Genomic DNA, 16,687 nt, shown 5'->3' on the forward strand with positions numbered 1-16,687 from the left:
CGGTGGTGCGGCGATGCGGTGTCGGTTCAGGGCTTCTTGGCCTGTGTGGCGAGGAGCGGGACACGCCTGTTTTGCTCCCGCTGCTCCGCCTCGCCTTCGTCGGTAGCATAACCCGGATTCCTCGCCTGCTCGACGGCATGGGAGTGTACGCGGTACTGGTAATAGCCATAAGCGGTGGTGATTGCCGCAGCGAGGCCCAGCACGGGATTTACGCCGGCGAGGGCACCGATATTCCATATCCCGGCTGCGACACCTGCGGATTCGACATTGGTATCCACAGTGAAAGGGTCCGCGTGCATATAGTTGACGGCCGCATACTTGACTCCCTGCTTGATGGCGATAGATCCAAGCGCCGTGGTGACGGGGTTGCCCCAGCTGAGCAGCGGGTTCGCTTCGGTGGCACCGGCATGTGCCAGGCCGTAGTAGGTGGTGGTGGCATCCAGGGTTGTACCCAGACCCGGTGTAATCTCAGAATTCCGCACGCTGGCGCAGCCACTGAGGATCATTAGGCTAATGAAGCAGGAAAGTAGAGTAAATTTTTTCAAACTTTAATCCCCCTGTCCCTATACAGGGAACAATATGGTCTAAGGTGATGGTTATCCGGGATAAATTTCTATTGTTCGGTGCCTCTATAGCTTCGCTCGAATGTGGCACCGCTGCAAAATGTATAAAAAACGACCAGGACAGCATACGGAAAATAAATGGTTTGTCCATACTCGAGCAGATTTTCTTTGTAGAGGGGGTAAAGGAACAGGCGGAAGGAGAATAGTGATGGCCGAGTCGTTTACGATCACATTTTGCGGTGATACTAGTCTAGGGTACTACTACCTTGAAAGATCAAGGGAAAAATATTCCAAAGCTTATGATCGCTTGCAGAATAACCCGACATCCTTCTTTGATGGCGTTCTGCCACTTCTCGAGAGAAGCGATGAAATAATAATGAACCTGGAGACGGTGCTTAGTCATAATCCGGGTAAACCGATAGAGGGCAAGCAGTATCCAGGCTGTGATGATCCAGATGTTACCATCGAAGTGCTAAAAAAGTTGGGAGTGACTGCCGTCACTTTGGCCAACAACCATACAATGGATTTTGGGCCAGATAATTTACTGGCCATGATCGAGAAGCTGAAATCCAACGGTATTGCGACTATAGGCGCAGGTATAAATCTCGAAGAGGCACGCAGCCCCTACCGCATTGAGACGAAGATCGGAAACAGGGTAAGAAGCGTCTATGTCTTCAACGGGATGCGAGCAACAAGTCGATATATCCAGTATGGATTTTTTGCCAAGAAAAACAGACCTGGTATTGCAAACACGAATCTTAAAGAGATGGTGCGCGGAATCCGGAAAGTCAAAGAATCAGATCCCGATAGTATCGTGATTGCCTGCCCGCATTGGCAGGGTATAGATTACCAGGATACAGGTGAGAATCATAAGGAGTGGTGCCGAAATATTATTGATGCCGGCGCAGATCATGTAGTGGCACACGGATCTCACAAGGCCGATATAGTGGAAACATATGGCGGAGGGAGGATCTTCTTATCAATCGGGAATTTCGTTTTCAATTCCCCGGGACGCTATCGCGCAAAGGGGGCGGAGCCATATAGTCTGGTGCCAAGACTGATCCTCGGCAATGACCGGGAGATCAGTAAAGGGACTTTCTCGGTATCAAGGATTATAACAGATAACAGAAAAACAAATTTTATGGTGGGTTTGGCCAAAGAAGAAAATAGGGAAAACGATGGGGTTGCGCTTCCTGGCGACGATAAAATGAATGAGCAAGAAGTTGGTATGAAATTGCGAGACTTTCTCAATATGATTGAAGGGAAGTGCAGGTTTCACTTCGAAGGATCATATGAAGACAGCTTCCTGGGTCTGGCTTACGCTATACAAAAATCTAACGATAAGTACTGGATTATTATAATGGGGGACCGTTTTTCAGAAAGCGTAAAGGAAAAATACAAGCAAGCGGGAAAGTCATTAGAAGAGCTGGTCGTACGTTGTGAAAATCTAGGGATAAACAGGTTTGTAGCTCCAATGAGTATGAAGGGGGAGAAATGTCTTTGCGATAAACAATGTATTTTTGTTGATAATACTAATGATTTTCTCTATAAGACAGCGGATTTGATTAGAGAAAATATCACGAGAGGGAAGCTTATTGCTATCACTGGTTCGGTGGGAAAATCGACAACAAAGGCAATGCTCAACCATGTTCTGAGCAAGCACCTACCACAGCGGCGTATATTTTCTCCCGGTATAAACCAAAATGTGAGCTCCAATGTACTCTCTCATATGTCTAAAAATCATGAATATGATTATTCCATTTTTGAAGTTGCAGCTTCATGTTTGATGAGGTTCAAAAGAAGGAATTTTAGCATATCGCCGGATGTTGCTGTCGTAACTTCCATATCTGAAGCTCATCTGGACTATCTTGAAAGTATTGAGGGCGTTGCAGCTACGAAGTCGGAAATTTTCTCACAAGCTCCTTCTAATTCTGTTGCGGTGATAAACTGCGATACGCCTCATGCTGATCTGCTAATGGCTCGTGCAACGAAGGAAGGATCTAAACTGATATGTTATGGAAAAAGCGATGTCGCAGATATAAGGTTAGATAAGTTTGATTTCTCAAGAAGTGAAGTCGAAGCCAATGTGCTGGGTGAAAGAGTAAGTTACACTTTGGGTGCTCCTGGTGAGCATATGGCGATGAATAGCCTGGCTGTAATCGCCGTTATGATAGGATTGAAGGTTGAAGGTTGGAGAGATGCACTTTCTTATTTTTCATCGTATACACCTTTGATTGGCCGTGGTGAAATATTTAAGGCTAGTGTGGGTCGAAGGCAGGTAACGATTATCGATGAGTCTTACAATGCAAATCCGGCATCGATGTCGGCGAGTCTGGATCTATTGAAGGGCTACGAACTCCCTCCCGAAGGTCGGAAGATTGCTGTAATTGGGGATATTATGGAACTGGGAGATTCATCCAGACGTGTTCATGCAGAGCTGGCTGAGAAGATATCAAGATCAAACCTGGATAAGGTTTTTCTGGTTGGAGAGTATATCGAGGAGATATGGATGCGGTTGCCCCAGAATATAAAAGGAGGGCTTTTCCCATCTGTACGCGGGGTATATACGCTGTTAAGAAGCGAGTTGAGAGATGGCGATATTTTGCTTTTAAAAGCATCTAACAGTATATGTCTTTCTAAGATCTCTTCCAGATTTAAATCAGGGATTGTTCGAAATCCTGTATCAGTCTGATGGTATCCAAGGATAAATTCTTCCAGATGCTCCGGGAATATGATTGTAAACTCAGATTGCGTCAGTTCCGAATCTGCAGTTGTCGAAAAATCTATCAATTGGGGCTGCTATGAGCCAATTTTAAAGCTTCTTTGGCACTGGCGATTGCTTTTGAATCGAAAGTCAGGGGCTCTGGTGGTATATTTTTATCGACTTTACTGTCCGATGTTTTAATGGTCTTTTCGCGGAGTAGGTAATTGAGGTAGCCGATCAGGCCTGACAGATAATGTTGAACGTCGTCTATGCGCACACGAAAGCCGTGGCGTCGGATGAAAAATGCACCAACAATATTGCGTGGATGCTTGAAATACATGGCAAATTCCGGCCAGATATAGGAATTCAGTAGGTGGTGCGCACGCTTATGCAATGCGTGGTAAAACCTTTCCAGGTCGAATTTCTTTAGTAGGTGTGCGTGGGTTTTATCTCGTTGCAGGCGATAAATCATCTTCTCCGCCGCCATCATCAGTTCGAACTGTGTCGGGACAGCGGGGACACGTCCCTCCATTGCATCCAGGTAGTCAGCAGCATTTTTTAAGCCGAATTCGTAATACCTCTCTTCCGGCCGGTATAGGGTCATCTCGGTTGCGCAGTAGCTCAGCCAGTGATCGTGAGCCCTCCAGTGCTCAGCAGAAATAAAGTAGGTAAACGCCTTTTCAACTATCGCCAGCCAACGGGGGTCCTTTCTAATTCCGTACAATCGCATAAGGCCAAACGCGGCTTCTCCATCGTAGTAGATTATCCGGAATTCATCCCTCACGGATAGATCCGGATACTGCAACACATGCACAAATTTACCGCTCTCAGGATCCTGTAAATATTGGATTCCGAGGGCTATGCTCTCCATCAGAAGATCGTATTTTTTGCTCCCGGTCAAGGATACGTATTTTGCGAGCATGAGCACGCAGATACTGTTTCCGCCCAGTTTTATCTCATCGCCATCCACAACATAAGATACCTCTTCACCAGACGGCAATGTTACCGGCTTGATCAACTCTCGCGTCAGGTACTCCAATGCTCTATCGATTGCGGCTTTCAATTTCTGATCGCCGGTTAATTCCCAGGCCTCCAGCATTGCAAATATGCTGCCGACATGACGTAAGGCGTTGTAGTGGTTTATATTCCTGTCAAAGCAGGCATGCCGACCGTAGCGAAATTGGCCGCTGGCCTTTACTTGTCTACCCAGGTACTGGCTGCTGGTTACAATCAGCCTGGCTGCTGTCGTCTCATCGAACTCCTTAACTTTTCGGCGGCCGGCATTTCGTCCCGGTCCGTGCAAGGGGACTGGAGTTCCGGATCCATCAGTGAAGACGCCTTTGGTGGATAGTACATATACCGGTTTGTCATCTGAAAAATCCACCTCCGGCCGGCCGCGGTAGCGCCGGCGCACATAGGCCATGAAATTCTCTTCGTTGATAACCGCATGCTCGACTGTCTTCCCCCCATAGAACATGGCGTTACCGTTTAGCTCCTGCTCCAGGAAGGCGAGCTTGAGATCGGGATCCAGTGCAATTCCATGGCGGAAGAAAGAGGAGGTGAGGGTTTCGAGCTTGCGCTTCATTTCGCGCCACGTGATCTCCTCGATGCCGGTTACCCAATCCACCCTGAGCCAGCGGACATCCATTTTGGCGTCCTTTGCCGCTCTGCGTGCCAGGGATGCCGTCGCTTGCCAGGCAGCGGAGAAGTCATCGGCGGTGGCGTGTTGAACCTTGGCCCTTTGTTTACCGTCGCAGATGGAGAAGAATAGAGTATAGGGCGGAGCCAGCTTGAAAAGCTCTTCTTCTACTGCGGGTCGGGTTTGCAATAAGAGATTTGACAGCGACATGGCTTGTAATTCGTTCGTGACGCCAGTCTGGGCGTCTGGTCACTTTTATCTGTGGGGCTGTGATGGCCCGCGTTACCTTTGGCTGTTGCCGTAGAGGAGTATAGACCCGCTGGCGGATATTGCCGGGAACTCGTGCTGTATATTTATCCACAAGTAACAATGGGGGCGCGACATCTATGCTGACACAGGAGGAAGACTGAGCGGATCCGGGAGCTGGTGCTGCAATTTCGCTATTTCCTGATCAATGTGGGTGCGGGCCTGGGGCAGATTATCGATGTCTGGGCCGGGCTCAGTGCCCAGCAGTTCACCTTCGGCCTCACCGCCCTCAGTTACCTGCTGTTGAGTCTGGCATTTTTGTGGGGTTTTCCTATACGGAAACCGGAGGCCTTGCGCGCAGGCGGCGGGATACTGCTGCGAATTTCCGCGGAACTCTGGCTTCTTGGTCCCTCGCGGGGCCTTTTTTATGCCGTAGGGTGCGCCGTGCGCACCAGAAGATGCCGGAACCTGCAGGCTCCTGAAACGGTGCGCACGGCGCACCCTACGATTGCGATCTACAGAGATGTGTTTCCTTAAATTTCAGCGGCAAGCCGCGATCCCTGGTCGATGGCCCGCTTGGCATCCAGCTCGGCAGCCTCGTCGGCGCCGCCGATCAGATGGACTTTGGTCGCTGTGTCCAGTAAGGCATTGTACAGCTCCCGCGACGGTTCCTGCCCGGCGCAGATCACAATGTTGTCCACTTCCAGCAGATGCTGCTCATCGGCCACGCGGATATGCAGACCGCGGTCGTCGATCTTCTCGTATTCGGCGCCGGGAATCATCTGTACTTCGCGGTGTTTCAGGCTGGTGCGGTGAATCCAGCCGGTGGTCTTGCCCAGGCCGGCGCCCACTTTGGAGGTTTTGCGCTGTAACAGAACCACTTGGCGTGGTGTGGTGACGGTTGCAGGCGCCTTGAGACCGGCGCGGTTTTCCAGCCGGATATCCACGCCCCATTCATCGAAGAACTCGTCTTTGTCGGCGGCGGTCAGCTCTTCGTCGTTGTTCCCCTCGTGCGTCAGATATTCCGCTACATCGAAGCCGATACCGCCGGCGCCGATAATCGCCACCTTTTCACCCACCGGCTTTTTGTGTTTCAGTACGTCCAGGTAACTGAGCACTTTTTCGTGTTCGATCCCGGGGATGGGTGGGGTGCGCGGTGTAATACCGGTGGCGATAATCACTTCGTCAAATTCCCGCAGGCCCTCCGCGGTGGCCCGGCAGTTGAGTTTGATGGTTACGCCGGTAAGTTCCAGTTTGCGTTTGAAATAGCGCAGGGTTTCCTGGAATTCCGCCTTGCCGGGAATCTGCTTGGCGATATTGAACTGGCCGCCGATTTTGTCTTCCGCCTCGAACAGTGTGACCTTGTGCCCCCGTTCGGCGGCCACGGTTGCGGCGGCGAGGCCGGCGGGGCCGGCGCCCACTACGGCAATCTTCTTCGGATGGGCGGTGGGCAGGTAATTCAGTTCGGTTTCGTGGCAGGCGCGCGGGTTGACCAGGCAGGAGGTGAGTTTCAACTCGAAGGTGTGGTCCAGGCAGGCCTGGTTGCAGCCGATGCAGGTGTTGATCTCGTCAGCGCGGTTTTCCGCCGCCTTGTTGACGAATTCCGCATCCGCCAGGAAGGGCCGCGCCATGGAAATCATATCCGCGTGGCCGGCGGCCAGTACGGCTTCGGCCACTTGGGGCATATTGATGCGGTTGCTGGTAATTACCGGAATACTCAGGTGTTGCTTTACCTTGGCGGTGATTTCGCTGAAGGCGGCGCGGGGCACATTGGTGGCAATGGTGGGAATGCGGGCTTCGTGCCAGCCGATCCCGGTGTTGATGATGGTCGCGCCCGCTTTCTCGATGGCTTTGCCGAGTGTCACCACCTCCTCGAAGTTGCTGCCGCCCTCCACCAGGTCGAGCATGGACAGGCGATAGATAATGATAAAGTCGCGCCCCAGTGCTTCCCGGGTGCGGCGTACGATTTCGATCGGCAGGCGGATGCGGTTTTCGAAGCTGCCGCCCCATTCGTCGGTGCGCTTATTGGTGCGCGAGACGATAAACTGGTTAATGAAATAACCTTCCGATCCCATGATCTCCACGCCGTCGTAGCCGGCCTCGCGGGCCAGGGTGGCGCAGCGCACGTAGTCGTCGATCTGGCCTTCGATTTCCCCGCCGCTCAGCTCGCGGGGGGTAAAGGGATTGATCGGCGCCTGGACCGCCGAGGGCGCCACCAGGTTGGGGTTGTAGGCATAGCGGCCGGCGTGGAGTATCTGCATGCAGATGGCACCGCCTTCGGCGTGTACCGCATCGGTGATTTCCCGGTGCTGTTGCGCCTCTTCAACGGTGGTCATCTTGGCCGCACCCGTGGCCACGCAGCCCTCCTCGTTGGGCCCGATACCACCGCTCACAATCAGGCCCACGCCACCGCGTGCGCGCTCCGCATAGAAGGCCGCCAGCCGCGAAAAACCACCCGGATGCTCCTCCAGGTTGGTGTGCATCGAGCCCATCAGTACCCGGTTTTTCAGCGTGGTGAAACCCAGGTCCAGCGGGGCCAGCAGGTGGGGATAGGCGAGGGACATGGCGGTTCTCTCTTTCTTTAGTCACGACCGGAAAGCTATATGCAGCTCTTTGCATATTGATGTGGCGGAGAATAGCAGGGGGAATAGTGAGCGGCAGTGACCGATCCGGCCGAAATCAGTGATCAATCTCCGGCCGCAGCGGCGCTTTTTCACGGGACAAACAAATCCATCAACTGCCCCCGCAGCCACTTGTTCGCCGGGTCTTCATGCTGGTTCTTGTGCCACAGCAGGTGCCAGTCCATCTGCGGAATCTGAAACGGTAGCTCGAACAGCCTCGCTGGATACTGGTCGGCCAGGCTGGCGGGTACCGTGAGCGCCAGGTCGGTGCGCAGTACCACAAGCGGCGCCACCCGGTAGTGCTGTACCCGCAGTTTGATACTGCGACGGCGCCCCAGCTTGTTCAGGGCGATATCCACCAGCCCCGGTCCGCTGCGGCGGCTGGAGACGTGGATATGTTCCAGTTGCAGGTACTCATCCAGGGTCAGGCGCGCCCGATCCGCGAGCGGATGGTCGACGCGCAGCATACACAGGTAGCGATCGTTGACCAGGCGCTGCTGGTGCAAATGGGTGGCGGAGACCAGGGGGATATCCAGGCCGAAATCCAGGGTGTTGGCGGACAGCTCCTTGACCAACTGATCCCGGGGCACATAGTAGGACTCGACGCTGATATCCGGCGCCAGCTTTTGCAGTCTCTCCAGCAGCCGCGGCAGCAGCAATGTCTCCGCCATATCGTTCATGGACAGGCGCAGCGTCTTCTCCTCGGTGGCCGGGTCGAACAGACGCTGTTCGCTCAGGCTGCCGCCGAGTAGTGCGAGGGCCTGCCGGACGCTGGGCATGATGCGCTCCGTCAGCGGCGTCGGCTGCATACCGGCGGGAGTGCGCGTGAACAGCGGGTCATCCAGGGTGCGGCGCAGCCGCGCCAGGGCATTGCTGACCGCCGGCTGGGTGATATGCAACTGCTCCGCGGCGCGGGTCAGGTTGCGCTGGCTGTAGATGGCCTCCAACACCAGGAAGAGGTTCATATCCATCTGTTTCAGCTGCACAGCGGTCACCATCATTAACACTATGAATGATTGGATATTCGCATAATAAACTTTGATGATTCAATGAGCGGCGATAGGGTATGAGGCGATTGGTGCTGAGTTAAGCGATAACCGTGATGCTAAGGGCCTGATGCCGGGGGCTTTTTGCGGGACTGTCTGCGAGAGGGACCTCGCGGACAAGCCTCCAGGGATGGATTTAGGGGGGGCGCCCAGCCCGTGTCCCGCAAAAAGCCCCCGGTAGCAGGGCCGCCCAAGTCTTAACTTAGTGCCATGGAGGTGTGAGGCAACTGAAGGGGGAATCACAGTGGCTGAGTTCTATACCGTTCGCCACGGCCAAGCCTCGTTCGGCGCTGCCGACTACGACAGATTATCGGATCTCGGCTGGCGCCAGGCCCGCTGGCTGGGGGAGCACTGGTGCGCGGCGGGTACGCGCTTTGACCGCATTCTCTGCGGCGATCTGCGGCGCCATCGGGAGACGGCGCAGGGGATTTGCGAAGGATTGGATCTGGATGTGTCGCGCGTGGAGCTGGCGCCCCAACTGAATGAATTCGATTTTCACAGCGTGACGCGCAGTTACGGCGAGCGCGATCCGCAGTCCGTGCCGGGCGAAGGCGCCGGCCGTTCCGATTATTACCGTTTTCTCAAGAAGGCGATGCTCGCCTGGGCCCAGGGGGAGATCAGTCCGGTGGAGAGCTGGCAGGCGTTCGAGCAGCGCATCGGGGAAGCCTTGAAGCTGATTGGCGACAGCCCGCGGGGTGCGAAAACCCTCGTGGTCAGCTCTGGCGGCGCCATCGCAATGATGGTGCGCCAGGTGCTCGGCGCCCACGCCGAGACGGTGACCAGACTCAATATGCAGATCAAAAACACGGCAGTGAGCCATTTCTTTTGCGGTGCCGACAGTATCAGCCTGCACAGTTTCAATCATGTGCCGCACCTGGAGCGCGAGGGGCGGCGGGAGTTTATTACCTACAGCTGAATAGCGCTGAGTTGAGCGATAACCGTGATGTGAAGGTCCCGCGCTCTTGACCTGGGCCATTTACCTGTAGCCAGCCGGAGTGGACAGCAATGGATTTCGAGTATTCCGACAAGACAAAACAATTGCTGGAGCGCCTCAAGTGCTTTATGCGTGACCATGTCTATCCGGTGGAAGCCGTTTTTCATCGACAGTTGCAGGAGGACCGCTGGGGCGAGCCGGCGATACTCGCGGAGCTGAAGATCAAAGCCAGGGAGGCGGGGCTGTGGAATCTGTTTCTGCCCGATTCGAACTCCGGCGCCGGGCTGAGCAACCTGGAGTACGCGCCATTGGCGGAAGAGATGGGCAGGGTGCTGTTCTCCCCGGAGGTGTTCAACTGCAGCGCACCGGATACCGGCAATATGGAAGTGCTCGCCCGGTACGGCAGTCCGCGGCAGCAGGAACAGTGGCTGAAACCGCTGCTCGCCGGGGAGATCCGTTCCGCCTTCGCCATGACCGAGCCGAAAGTCGCCTCCTCCGATGCCACCAATATCGAGACCTCGATTGTGCGCGACGGCGACGACTACGTGATCAACGGGCACAAATTCTATATCAGCGGAGCCCTCAACCGCCGCTGCAAAATACTGATCGTGATGGGCAAGACCGACCCGGACAATCCCGATCGCCACCGGCAGCAGTCGCAGATACTGGTGCCGGTGGACAGTCCCGGCGTCAATATTATTCGCCCGATGACCGTGTTCGGTTACGACGATGCGCCGGAGGGCCACGCGGAAATTGTTTTCGACAATGTGCGCGTACCGGCGGACAACCTGATCCTGGGGGAGGGGCGCGGTTTCGAAATCGCCCAGGGACGCCTGGGCCCGGGCCGCATTCACCACTGTATGCGCCTGATAGGCCAGGCACAGCGGGCGCTGGAGATGATGTGCAGGCGCGTGGAGCAGCGGGAGGTGTTCGGCCGGCCGATGAGCCGGCAGGGTTCGGTGCGCGAGGATATCGCCATGTCCGCCTGTGAAATCGAACAGGCGCGCCTGCTTACCCTGAAGGCCGCGGACCGGATGGACCGGTACGGCAACAAGGTGGCCAGGGACCTGATCTCGATGATCAAAATCGTCGCGCCGCAGATGGCCTGCAATGTGATCGACCGGGCCATACAGATCCACGGGGCCGCCGGGTTGAGCCAGGACTACAACCTGGCGCAGCACTACAGCTACGCGCGCACCATTCGCCTGGCGGACGGGCCGGACCAGGTGCATATGATGCAGCTGGGACGGAATCTGGCGGCGCGTTACGGGGCGGAAAGCGATTGAGGGGGAACTCCTATGGCAGAGGAAATACGATCCGGAAAACATGCGGTTGACCACTTGCCTCCGGAGCGGCTGGAAGAATATCTGGCCGCTTGTATCGAGGGTTTTCGCGGCCCGCTCGAAGTCAGTAAATTTTCCGACGGTCAATCCAATCCCACTTTCAAGTTACACGCGGCATCCGGCACTTATGTGCTGCGTCGACAGCCGCCGGGCAAGTTGCTGAAGTCCGCCCACGCGGTGGATCGCGAATTTCGCGTAATGCGGGCGCTGGCCGACACCGATGTGCCGGTGCCGGGAGTGTTGCACCTGTGCGAGGACCGAGAGCTGATCGGCTCCCTGTTCTATGTGATGGAATACTGCGAAGGGCGCATCTTCTGGAGCGCCGCGCTGCCGGAAGTGGACCGGGCGGAGCGCGGTGCGATGTACGAGGAGATGAACCGCGTGCTGGCGGCGCTGCACAGTGTGGACGTGGAGGCGGCGGGACTGTCCGATTACGGGCGCCCGGGCAATTATTTCCAGCGCCAGTTCGAGCGCTGGAGTGGACAGTACCGCGCTTCTGAAATCGAAAAAATTGCGGCCATGGACGAACTGATCGACTGGCTGGCGGACACACTGCCGGAAGACGACGGCCGCGTGGCACTGGTGCACGGCGATTATCGCCTGGATAACATCATGTTTGCCCGCGACGAACCGCGCGCTATCGCCGTGCTCGATTGGGAACTCTCCACTCTCGGCCACCCTTTCGCCGATCTGGCCTACCAGTGTATGCAGCTGCGTATGCCCGCCGAAGGTGACAGGGTCTCCGGACTGATGGGAGTGGACCGCCATGGGTTGGGTATTCCCACCGAAGCTGAATATGTGGCCCGCTATTGTGAGCGAATGGGCATCGGGAAAATCGACAATTGGGCCTTTTACCTGGCGTTCAGCTTTTTCCGCCTGGCGGCGATTATCCAGGGCGTGGCCAAACGGGCCCGGGATGGCAATGCGTCGAATAAAAATGCCGCGCGGTTAGGAGCGCTGGTGCAGCCGGTGGCTCGTATGGCACTGGATATGATCGAGAAAGAATACTGAACCCGGTGGGATTTGGTGAAGGGCTTTGGCGGCCCTGCTACCGGTGGCTTTTTGCGGGACACGGGCTGGGCGCCCCCCTAATACGTCCCTGTACGCTCGGCGTCGGCATCCATGCCTCCGACGGTCCCGCAAAAAGCCACCGGCATCAGCGCCTTCTCGTCACGGTTTTGTAGGATGAGCACACTTCGCTTTGCCCTTTCTACAGGAGGGCTCTGAGCGATAGAAATTAAAGAGGATAAATAAATGCCAACCAATCTATTTGACCTGAAAGGAAAAGTCGCCCTGGTAACCGGCGCCAGCCGGGGTATCGGCGAGGCCGTCGCCAGGCTGTTGGCGGAGCAGGGAGCCCATGTTCTGGTGTCCAGCCGCAAGATCGAGGGTTGCCAGGCTGTGACGGAATCCATAGTGGAGGCCGGCGGCAGCGCCGAGGCGCTGCCCTGCCATATCGGGAATATGGAAGAGATCGAGCGGGTGTTTGCGGATATCCGCGAAAGGCACGGCCGGCTGGATATCCTGGTCAACAACGCGGCGACCAACCCCTATTTCGGCCATATTCTCGATACCGACCTGGGAGCTTTCCAGAAAACCGTGGACGTCAATATTCGCGGCTATTTCTTTATGTCGGTGGAGGCGGGCAGGCTGATGCGCGAGCAGGGCGGTGGCTGCATCGTCAACACGGCCTCCATCAATGCCCTGCAGCCGGGCGCCGGCCAGGGGATCTACTCGATTACCAAGGCGGCGGTGGTCAATATGACCAAGGCCTTTGCCAAGGAGTGCGCCCAGTACAATATCCGTGTGAACGCGCTGTTGCCGGGGCTCACCAAAACCCGCTTTGCCGGGGCGTTGTTTTCCCATGAGGAAATTTACAATACCGCCATCGGCCATATTCCCCTGCACCGCCATGCGGAGCCGGAGGAGATGGCGGGCACAGTGCTCTACCTGGTGTCCGACGCCTCCAGCTATACCACCGGTGAGTGCGTGGTGGTGGACGGCGGACTGACAGCCTGCGGAGGAATCTGATACGTCCAGGACCCGTTGCTGGATTTTACTTCCATCTGCCCGTTTTACACCCTGACACCGATGGTTACCGGCATAGAACTCCGTCCGGGTATGAATGACACTCAGTTAAGCCCCGAGCTGCTCCCGCCCCTGAGGATTGCACTGTAGGAGCCTGCTTGCAGGCGATGCTCCGACAGTCCCCTCTCCCCCTTTGGGGGAGAGGGTTAGGGAGAGGGGGAGCCGGTCAGCGCCCTCTCCCCCGGCCCCTCCCCCGCAAGCGGGAGAGGGGAGAGTAGTAGTTAATCCAGGACTATATCGGGTACACCACCGAACCCACCGAGTGGTTGTTTATGCAATTCGTATAAGAATTACCACATCAGGGAGTGGGAAGCAGGCGGCAGTGGCTGCGGGCTGATGCTTCCAGGTCCCGAGGGAGTTTCTCCAGGGCGGAGTTGCGCTGCTGGCGCCGCCACTGGTTGCACAGGTTGACGTAGTTGCCCGCTTTCACCTCGCTGCGCAGTGCATACCAGGAATCGGTTTTCTCCAGCAGGCGGTCGCTGCTCCGTCTCCACCGGGCCATGTGTTCGTTCTGGGTATCCATCGCGTGACCGTTGGGGGTGAGGGCGCCGAGGTACTGGGCCGGGTGTGCCAACAGCACCACCACTGCCAGTGCGGCGCAACCGCTGGCGGCCCTGGATAACCAGCGATTGTCTTTTTTTGGCGGTTTGTACCGGCGGGCTTGCTGCAGGATTTTTTTATCCAGGCAATCCGGGGAGGCCATCTCCGCCACTGCGTCCCGATAGTGATGTTCCCACGCGCTCATACTGCCACCTCTCTCGTCCGCCAGGGTTGTCTCCGCGGTCCGTTCAAGAGCGTTTCCAGCCGCTCTCCGGCGTTGCGATAGTGTTCCCGGCACTTTTTCAGGGAAATTCTTTCGATGTCTGCGATCGTGGCCAGCGGCAGCCGGCACTCTATATGCAGCAGTAAAATATTGCGCTCGATTCTCGGCAGGTTTTGCAGCGTGGAGAGCAGTTTGCTGCCCGGCAGGGGTGCTTCCGCAACAGTATCCCGGCTCTGATCCGTGACGTTGCGCAACAGTTTGTTTACATGAATAAACAACCAGCTGCGCAGCAGCCGCCCGTACAGTTGCGGCGGGCGCTCCAGAATACTTCTCCAGAGCTCCTCCAGCACATTGCCGGCGGCGGCGAGATTCATCTGGCTGCAGTAACGATAGAGACTGTCTTTGTGGCGTGCGTAGAGCAGGCGGAAGGCGCGGATATTGCGCGTGGAGTGGTAGTAGTCGAGCAGTGCTTCATCGCTCAGCTGTTGGAAATGATTCCAGAACACTCAGTCGCGCCTCCTGCGCCGGTTGAGATCCGCTACTTCCTGTGTGATCCGCTCCGGGATTCCCCTGTACCGGCGGTCTTCTCCGCAGGCTCTTTTCCGGAACGGCTTTTTTTCCAGCGTCCCAGAAACAGTGCGGCCAGCCCCAGCAGTATTTCATCGACAAATGGCACCAGATCGGGAATCAATAAATCCACCAGAAAAATGACACTGATCCACTTGAACAGCTGCGGGTGCTCCAGGGTTCTGGCGTAGTTCAGAAACCAGCCGACCAGGGCGCTGGGGAGCACTCTCTTCATCGGGCCGATCCTTAGCGGGTGCTTTGGTGAGTATAGTTCCCGGGATTTGGAGCCCGGGTTTGCGAAGTGTGCGGCTGCGCCAGATTTGTAGTGGGAAGGGGGCCGATTCAGGCGGAAAGCCGCTCCGCACCGGGCAGTGGCAGAGGTAGCTGCTCCGGGCCCAAATCGGCGCGCAAATCCCTGAGTTTCACGCCGACCCCCAACAGGCGGATGGGCTCCGCACGCTTGTCCCAGCACTGTTGCAACAGGTGTTTGAATTCGGTGATACGGCAGGACTGGCTCGCCCGCTCCTGGGTCATAAGGGAGAAGTCGCCGTATTTCACCTTTACCGCGGCGCCGCTGATCTGGTAGCGGTCGTCGAGATTTTCCAGTCGCTCCAGCAGGCGAATATACAGTTCGGTGAGCTGCTCCTGCCAGTCGGGCAGCGCCACAAGGTCTTCGCTGAAAGTGTGTTCCACACTGACGCTCTTGCGCGAGCTGTCGCTGTCCACCGGGCGCTCGTCGATGCCTCGGCATAGCTCGTAGAGCCGGCGACCGAATTTGCCGTAGGACTGAACCAGCTCGATCAGTGAAAAGTTGCGCAGGTCGGCGCAGGTGCGGATGCCCTGGCGGTGCATCTTCTCCGCGGTCACCCGGCCCACGCCGTGGATCTTGTGTACCGGCAGGCGCAGTACGAACTCGTCCACGGCCTCCGGCACGATAACCGTGAGGCCGTCCGGTTTGCGCCAGTCGCTGGCGATCTTGGCCAGGAATTTGTTCGGCGCCACCCCGGCGGATATGGTGATTCCCAGCCTCTCGCGTACCCGCCGGCGTATCTCCTCGGCGATCAGGGTGGCGCTGCCGCGGCAGCGCGCGCTGTCGCTGACGTCCAGGAATGCCTCATCCAGGGACAAAGGTTCTATGGTGTCGCTGTATTCCAGGAAAATATCCCGGATCTGGCCGCTGACCTCCCGATATTTTTTCATGTTGCCGGGTACTACAATCAGATCAGGGCAGAGCTTCTTCGCCTGGGCGCTGGGCATGGCCGAGTGCACGCCAAAGCTGCGCGCCTCGTAGTTGCAGGTGGAGATGACCCCGCGTCTGTCGCTGGCGCCACCCACTGCCAGCGGCCGGCCGCGCAGGTTCGGATCGTCGCGCATTTCGACCGATGCGTAGAAGCAGTCGCAGTCGCAGTGGATGATTTTTCGCATGCTGGGATTATATACAGTATTTCAGCCGGGCGGGAAGTGGGTAAGTTTGAGACCGAAGTGAATTGGATGAAGGCAGGTGAACCATGAGCCGTATCCCCCTGGTAAAGGACCCCGAAGATGAAGAGGTCCGGGCGATCTTCGCGGAAATAGAGGATGAACTGGGCTCGGTGCCGGATTTGTTCCGGGCCTATGCTCACCACCCGGCCTTGCTGAAGGCGAACTGGGACAAATTCAAGGCACTGATGTTGCACGGTTGCCTGTCGGCGCAGCTGAAAGAGGGGATCGCCCTGGTGGTCTCCGCCGACAATCGCTGCGACTACTCTATCTACTTCCACAGCACCACCCTGCAGGAACTGGGTGTGGATCCGAAGGAGGTGTTGCGCATTCGCTCCTACCCCGAGCACGTGCACTATCCCCCCGGGGAACACGAACTCTTCGACCTCGCACGCCACGCCAATATCGCCCCCTACGACCACGGCGAGCGGCTGCTGGACGCGGCGCGGGACGTGGGGGTGAGAAACGAGGAAATAGTGGAGGCCCTGGGGGTGATGGAGATGACCGCCGGCTTTAACCGCTTCGCGGATATGCTGGGGCTCGAGCACGAATAGGGAGGGCGATCAGTGGGCCGGTGATGGCGGTGCTAATGATTCTCGTTTTGTTTTTTTCGGGGCGTAACTGCTCACCCCTGTAGGAGCGGCGGGGCGGCCATCCGACATGCCCGCGAACAGAGCCCGATCGCGGGCATGTC

General features: G+C 56.7%; 15 protein-coding genes. 7 read left to right on the forward strand and 8 right to left on the reverse strand.

Annotation, left to right across the window (positions count from 1 at the left end; translation table 11 throughout):
• Positions 1 to 26: 26 nt before the first annotated feature.
• Positions 27 to 482, reverse strand: coding sequence for a hypothetical protein (locus ACRC0P_RS09145; RefSeq protein WP_438630095.1), 456 nt, complete (start codon positions 480 to 482; stop codon positions 27 to 29).
• A 289-nt stretch (positions 483 to 771) separates the two neighbouring features.
• Here ACRC0P_RS09145 and ACRC0P_RS09150 point away from each other — a divergent pair, with 289 nt between their 5' ends.
• Positions 772 to 3,255 (forward strand): CapA family protein, encoded by a 2,484-nt coding sequence (locus ACRC0P_RS09150; RefSeq protein ID WP_438630097.1) that lies wholly within the window; start codon positions 772 to 774, stop codon positions 3,253 to 3,255.
• A 94-nt stretch (positions 3,256 to 3,349) separates the two neighbouring features.
• Here ACRC0P_RS09150 and ACRC0P_RS09155 read toward each other — a convergent pair whose 3' ends face one another.
• Positions 3,350 to 5,116, reverse strand: a complete 1,767-nt coding sequence (locus tag ACRC0P_RS09155; protein WP_438630099.1) for a hypothetical protein — start codon at positions 5,114 to 5,116, stop codon at positions 3,350 to 3,352.
• Between the two features lie 216 nt (positions 5,117 to 5,332).
• On the opposite strand from ACRC0P_RS09155, the gene ACRC0P_RS09160 reads away from it, so the two are divergent.
• Positions 5,333 to 5,689 carry a hypothetical protein gene (locus ACRC0P_RS09160; RefSeq protein ID WP_438630101.1) on the forward strand — a complete coding sequence of 119 codons (357 nt, stop codon included), beginning with the start codon at positions 5,333 to 5,335 and terminating at the stop codon, positions 5,687 to 5,689.
• Here ACRC0P_RS09160 and ACRC0P_RS09165 read toward each other — a convergent pair.
• Complete coding sequence (locus ACRC0P_RS09165; protein ID WP_438630103.1) at positions 5,686 to 7,716, reverse strand: FAD-dependent oxidoreductase; 2,031 nt, start codon at positions 7,714 to 7,716, stop codon at positions 5,686 to 5,688. The genes ACRC0P_RS09160 and ACRC0P_RS09165 overlap by 4 nt on opposite strands.
• Before the next feature lie 149 nt (positions 7,717 to 7,865).
• Positions 7,866 to 8,759, reverse strand: coding sequence for a LysR family transcriptional regulator (locus tag ACRC0P_RS09170; protein ID WP_438630105.1), 894 nt, complete (start codon positions 8,757 to 8,759; stop codon positions 7,866 to 7,868).
• Positions 8,760 to 9,063: 304 nt separating this feature from the next.
• Between ACRC0P_RS09170 and ACRC0P_RS09175 the strand changes: the two genes are divergently transcribed.
• From ACRC0P_RS09175 to ACRC0P_RS09190, 4 genes are all read left to right on the forward strand, one after another.
• Positions 9,064 to 9,735, forward strand: coding sequence for a histidine phosphatase family protein (locus tag ACRC0P_RS09175; protein WP_438630107.1), 672 nt, complete (start codon positions 9,064 to 9,066; stop codon positions 9,733 to 9,735).
• Positions 9,736 to 9,824: 89 nt separating this feature from the next.
• Complete coding sequence (locus ACRC0P_RS09180; protein WP_438630109.1) at positions 9,825 to 11,039, forward strand: acyl-CoA dehydrogenase family protein; 1,215 nt, start codon at positions 9,825 to 9,827, stop codon at positions 11,037 to 11,039.
• A 12-nt stretch (positions 11,040 to 11,051) separates the two neighbouring features.
• The gene (locus ACRC0P_RS09185) at positions 11,052 to 12,107 is read left to right on the forward strand and encodes a phosphotransferase (RefSeq protein ID WP_438630111.1); all 1,056 of its coding nucleotides are present in this window, start codon (positions 11,052 to 11,054) and stop codon (positions 12,105 to 12,107) included.
• A 243-nt stretch (positions 12,108 to 12,350) separates the two neighbouring features.
• Positions 12,351 to 13,127 carry an SDR family oxidoreductase gene (locus tag ACRC0P_RS09190; protein ID WP_438630113.1) on the forward strand — a complete coding sequence of 259 codons (777 nt, stop codon included), beginning with the start codon at positions 12,351 to 12,353 and terminating at the stop codon, positions 13,125 to 13,127.
• Between the two features lie 355 nt (positions 13,128 to 13,482).
• Here ACRC0P_RS09190 and ACRC0P_RS09195 read toward each other — a convergent pair whose 3' ends face one another.
• The 4 genes from ACRC0P_RS09195 to dinB all read right to left on the reverse strand — a co-directional run bounded on the left by ACRC0P_RS09195 (position 13,483) and on the right by dinB (position 15,939).
• Positions 13,483 to 13,929, reverse strand: coding sequence for a hypothetical protein (locus ACRC0P_RS09195; protein ID WP_438630115.1), 447 nt, complete (start codon positions 13,927 to 13,929; stop codon positions 13,483 to 13,485).
• Positions 13,926 to 14,453 (reverse strand): hypothetical protein, encoded by a 528-nt coding sequence (locus tag ACRC0P_RS09200; protein ID WP_438630117.1) that lies wholly within the window; start codon positions 14,451 to 14,453, stop codon positions 13,926 to 13,928. The genes ACRC0P_RS09195 and ACRC0P_RS09200 overlap by 4 nt, the downstream gene beginning before the upstream one ends.
• 32 nt (positions 14,454 to 14,485) lie before the next feature.
• Entirely contained in the window at positions 14,486 to 14,749 is a 264-nt protein-coding gene (locus tag ACRC0P_RS09205; protein WP_438630119.1) for a DUF6116 family protein, read from the reverse strand.
• Between the two features lie 107 nt (positions 14,750 to 14,856).
• On the reverse strand, positions 14,857 to 15,939 hold the full coding sequence (gene dinB, locus ACRC0P_RS09210; RefSeq protein WP_438630121.1) for a DNA polymerase IV: 1,083 nt from the start codon (positions 15,937 to 15,939) through the stop codon (positions 14,857 to 14,859).
• Between the two features lie 83 nt (positions 15,940 to 16,022).
• Between dinB and ACRC0P_RS09215 the strand changes: the two genes are divergently transcribed.
• Positions 16,023 to 16,547, forward strand: coding sequence for a peroxidase-related enzyme (locus ACRC0P_RS09215; protein WP_438630123.1), 525 nt, complete (start codon positions 16,023 to 16,025; stop codon positions 16,545 to 16,547).
• Positions 16,548 to 16,687 lie beyond the last annotated feature (140 nt).

The organism is Microbulbifer sp. (assembly GCF_051659245.1).
GTDB lineage: Bacteria > Pseudomonadota > Gammaproteobacteria > Pseudomonadales > Cellvibrionaceae > Microbulbifer.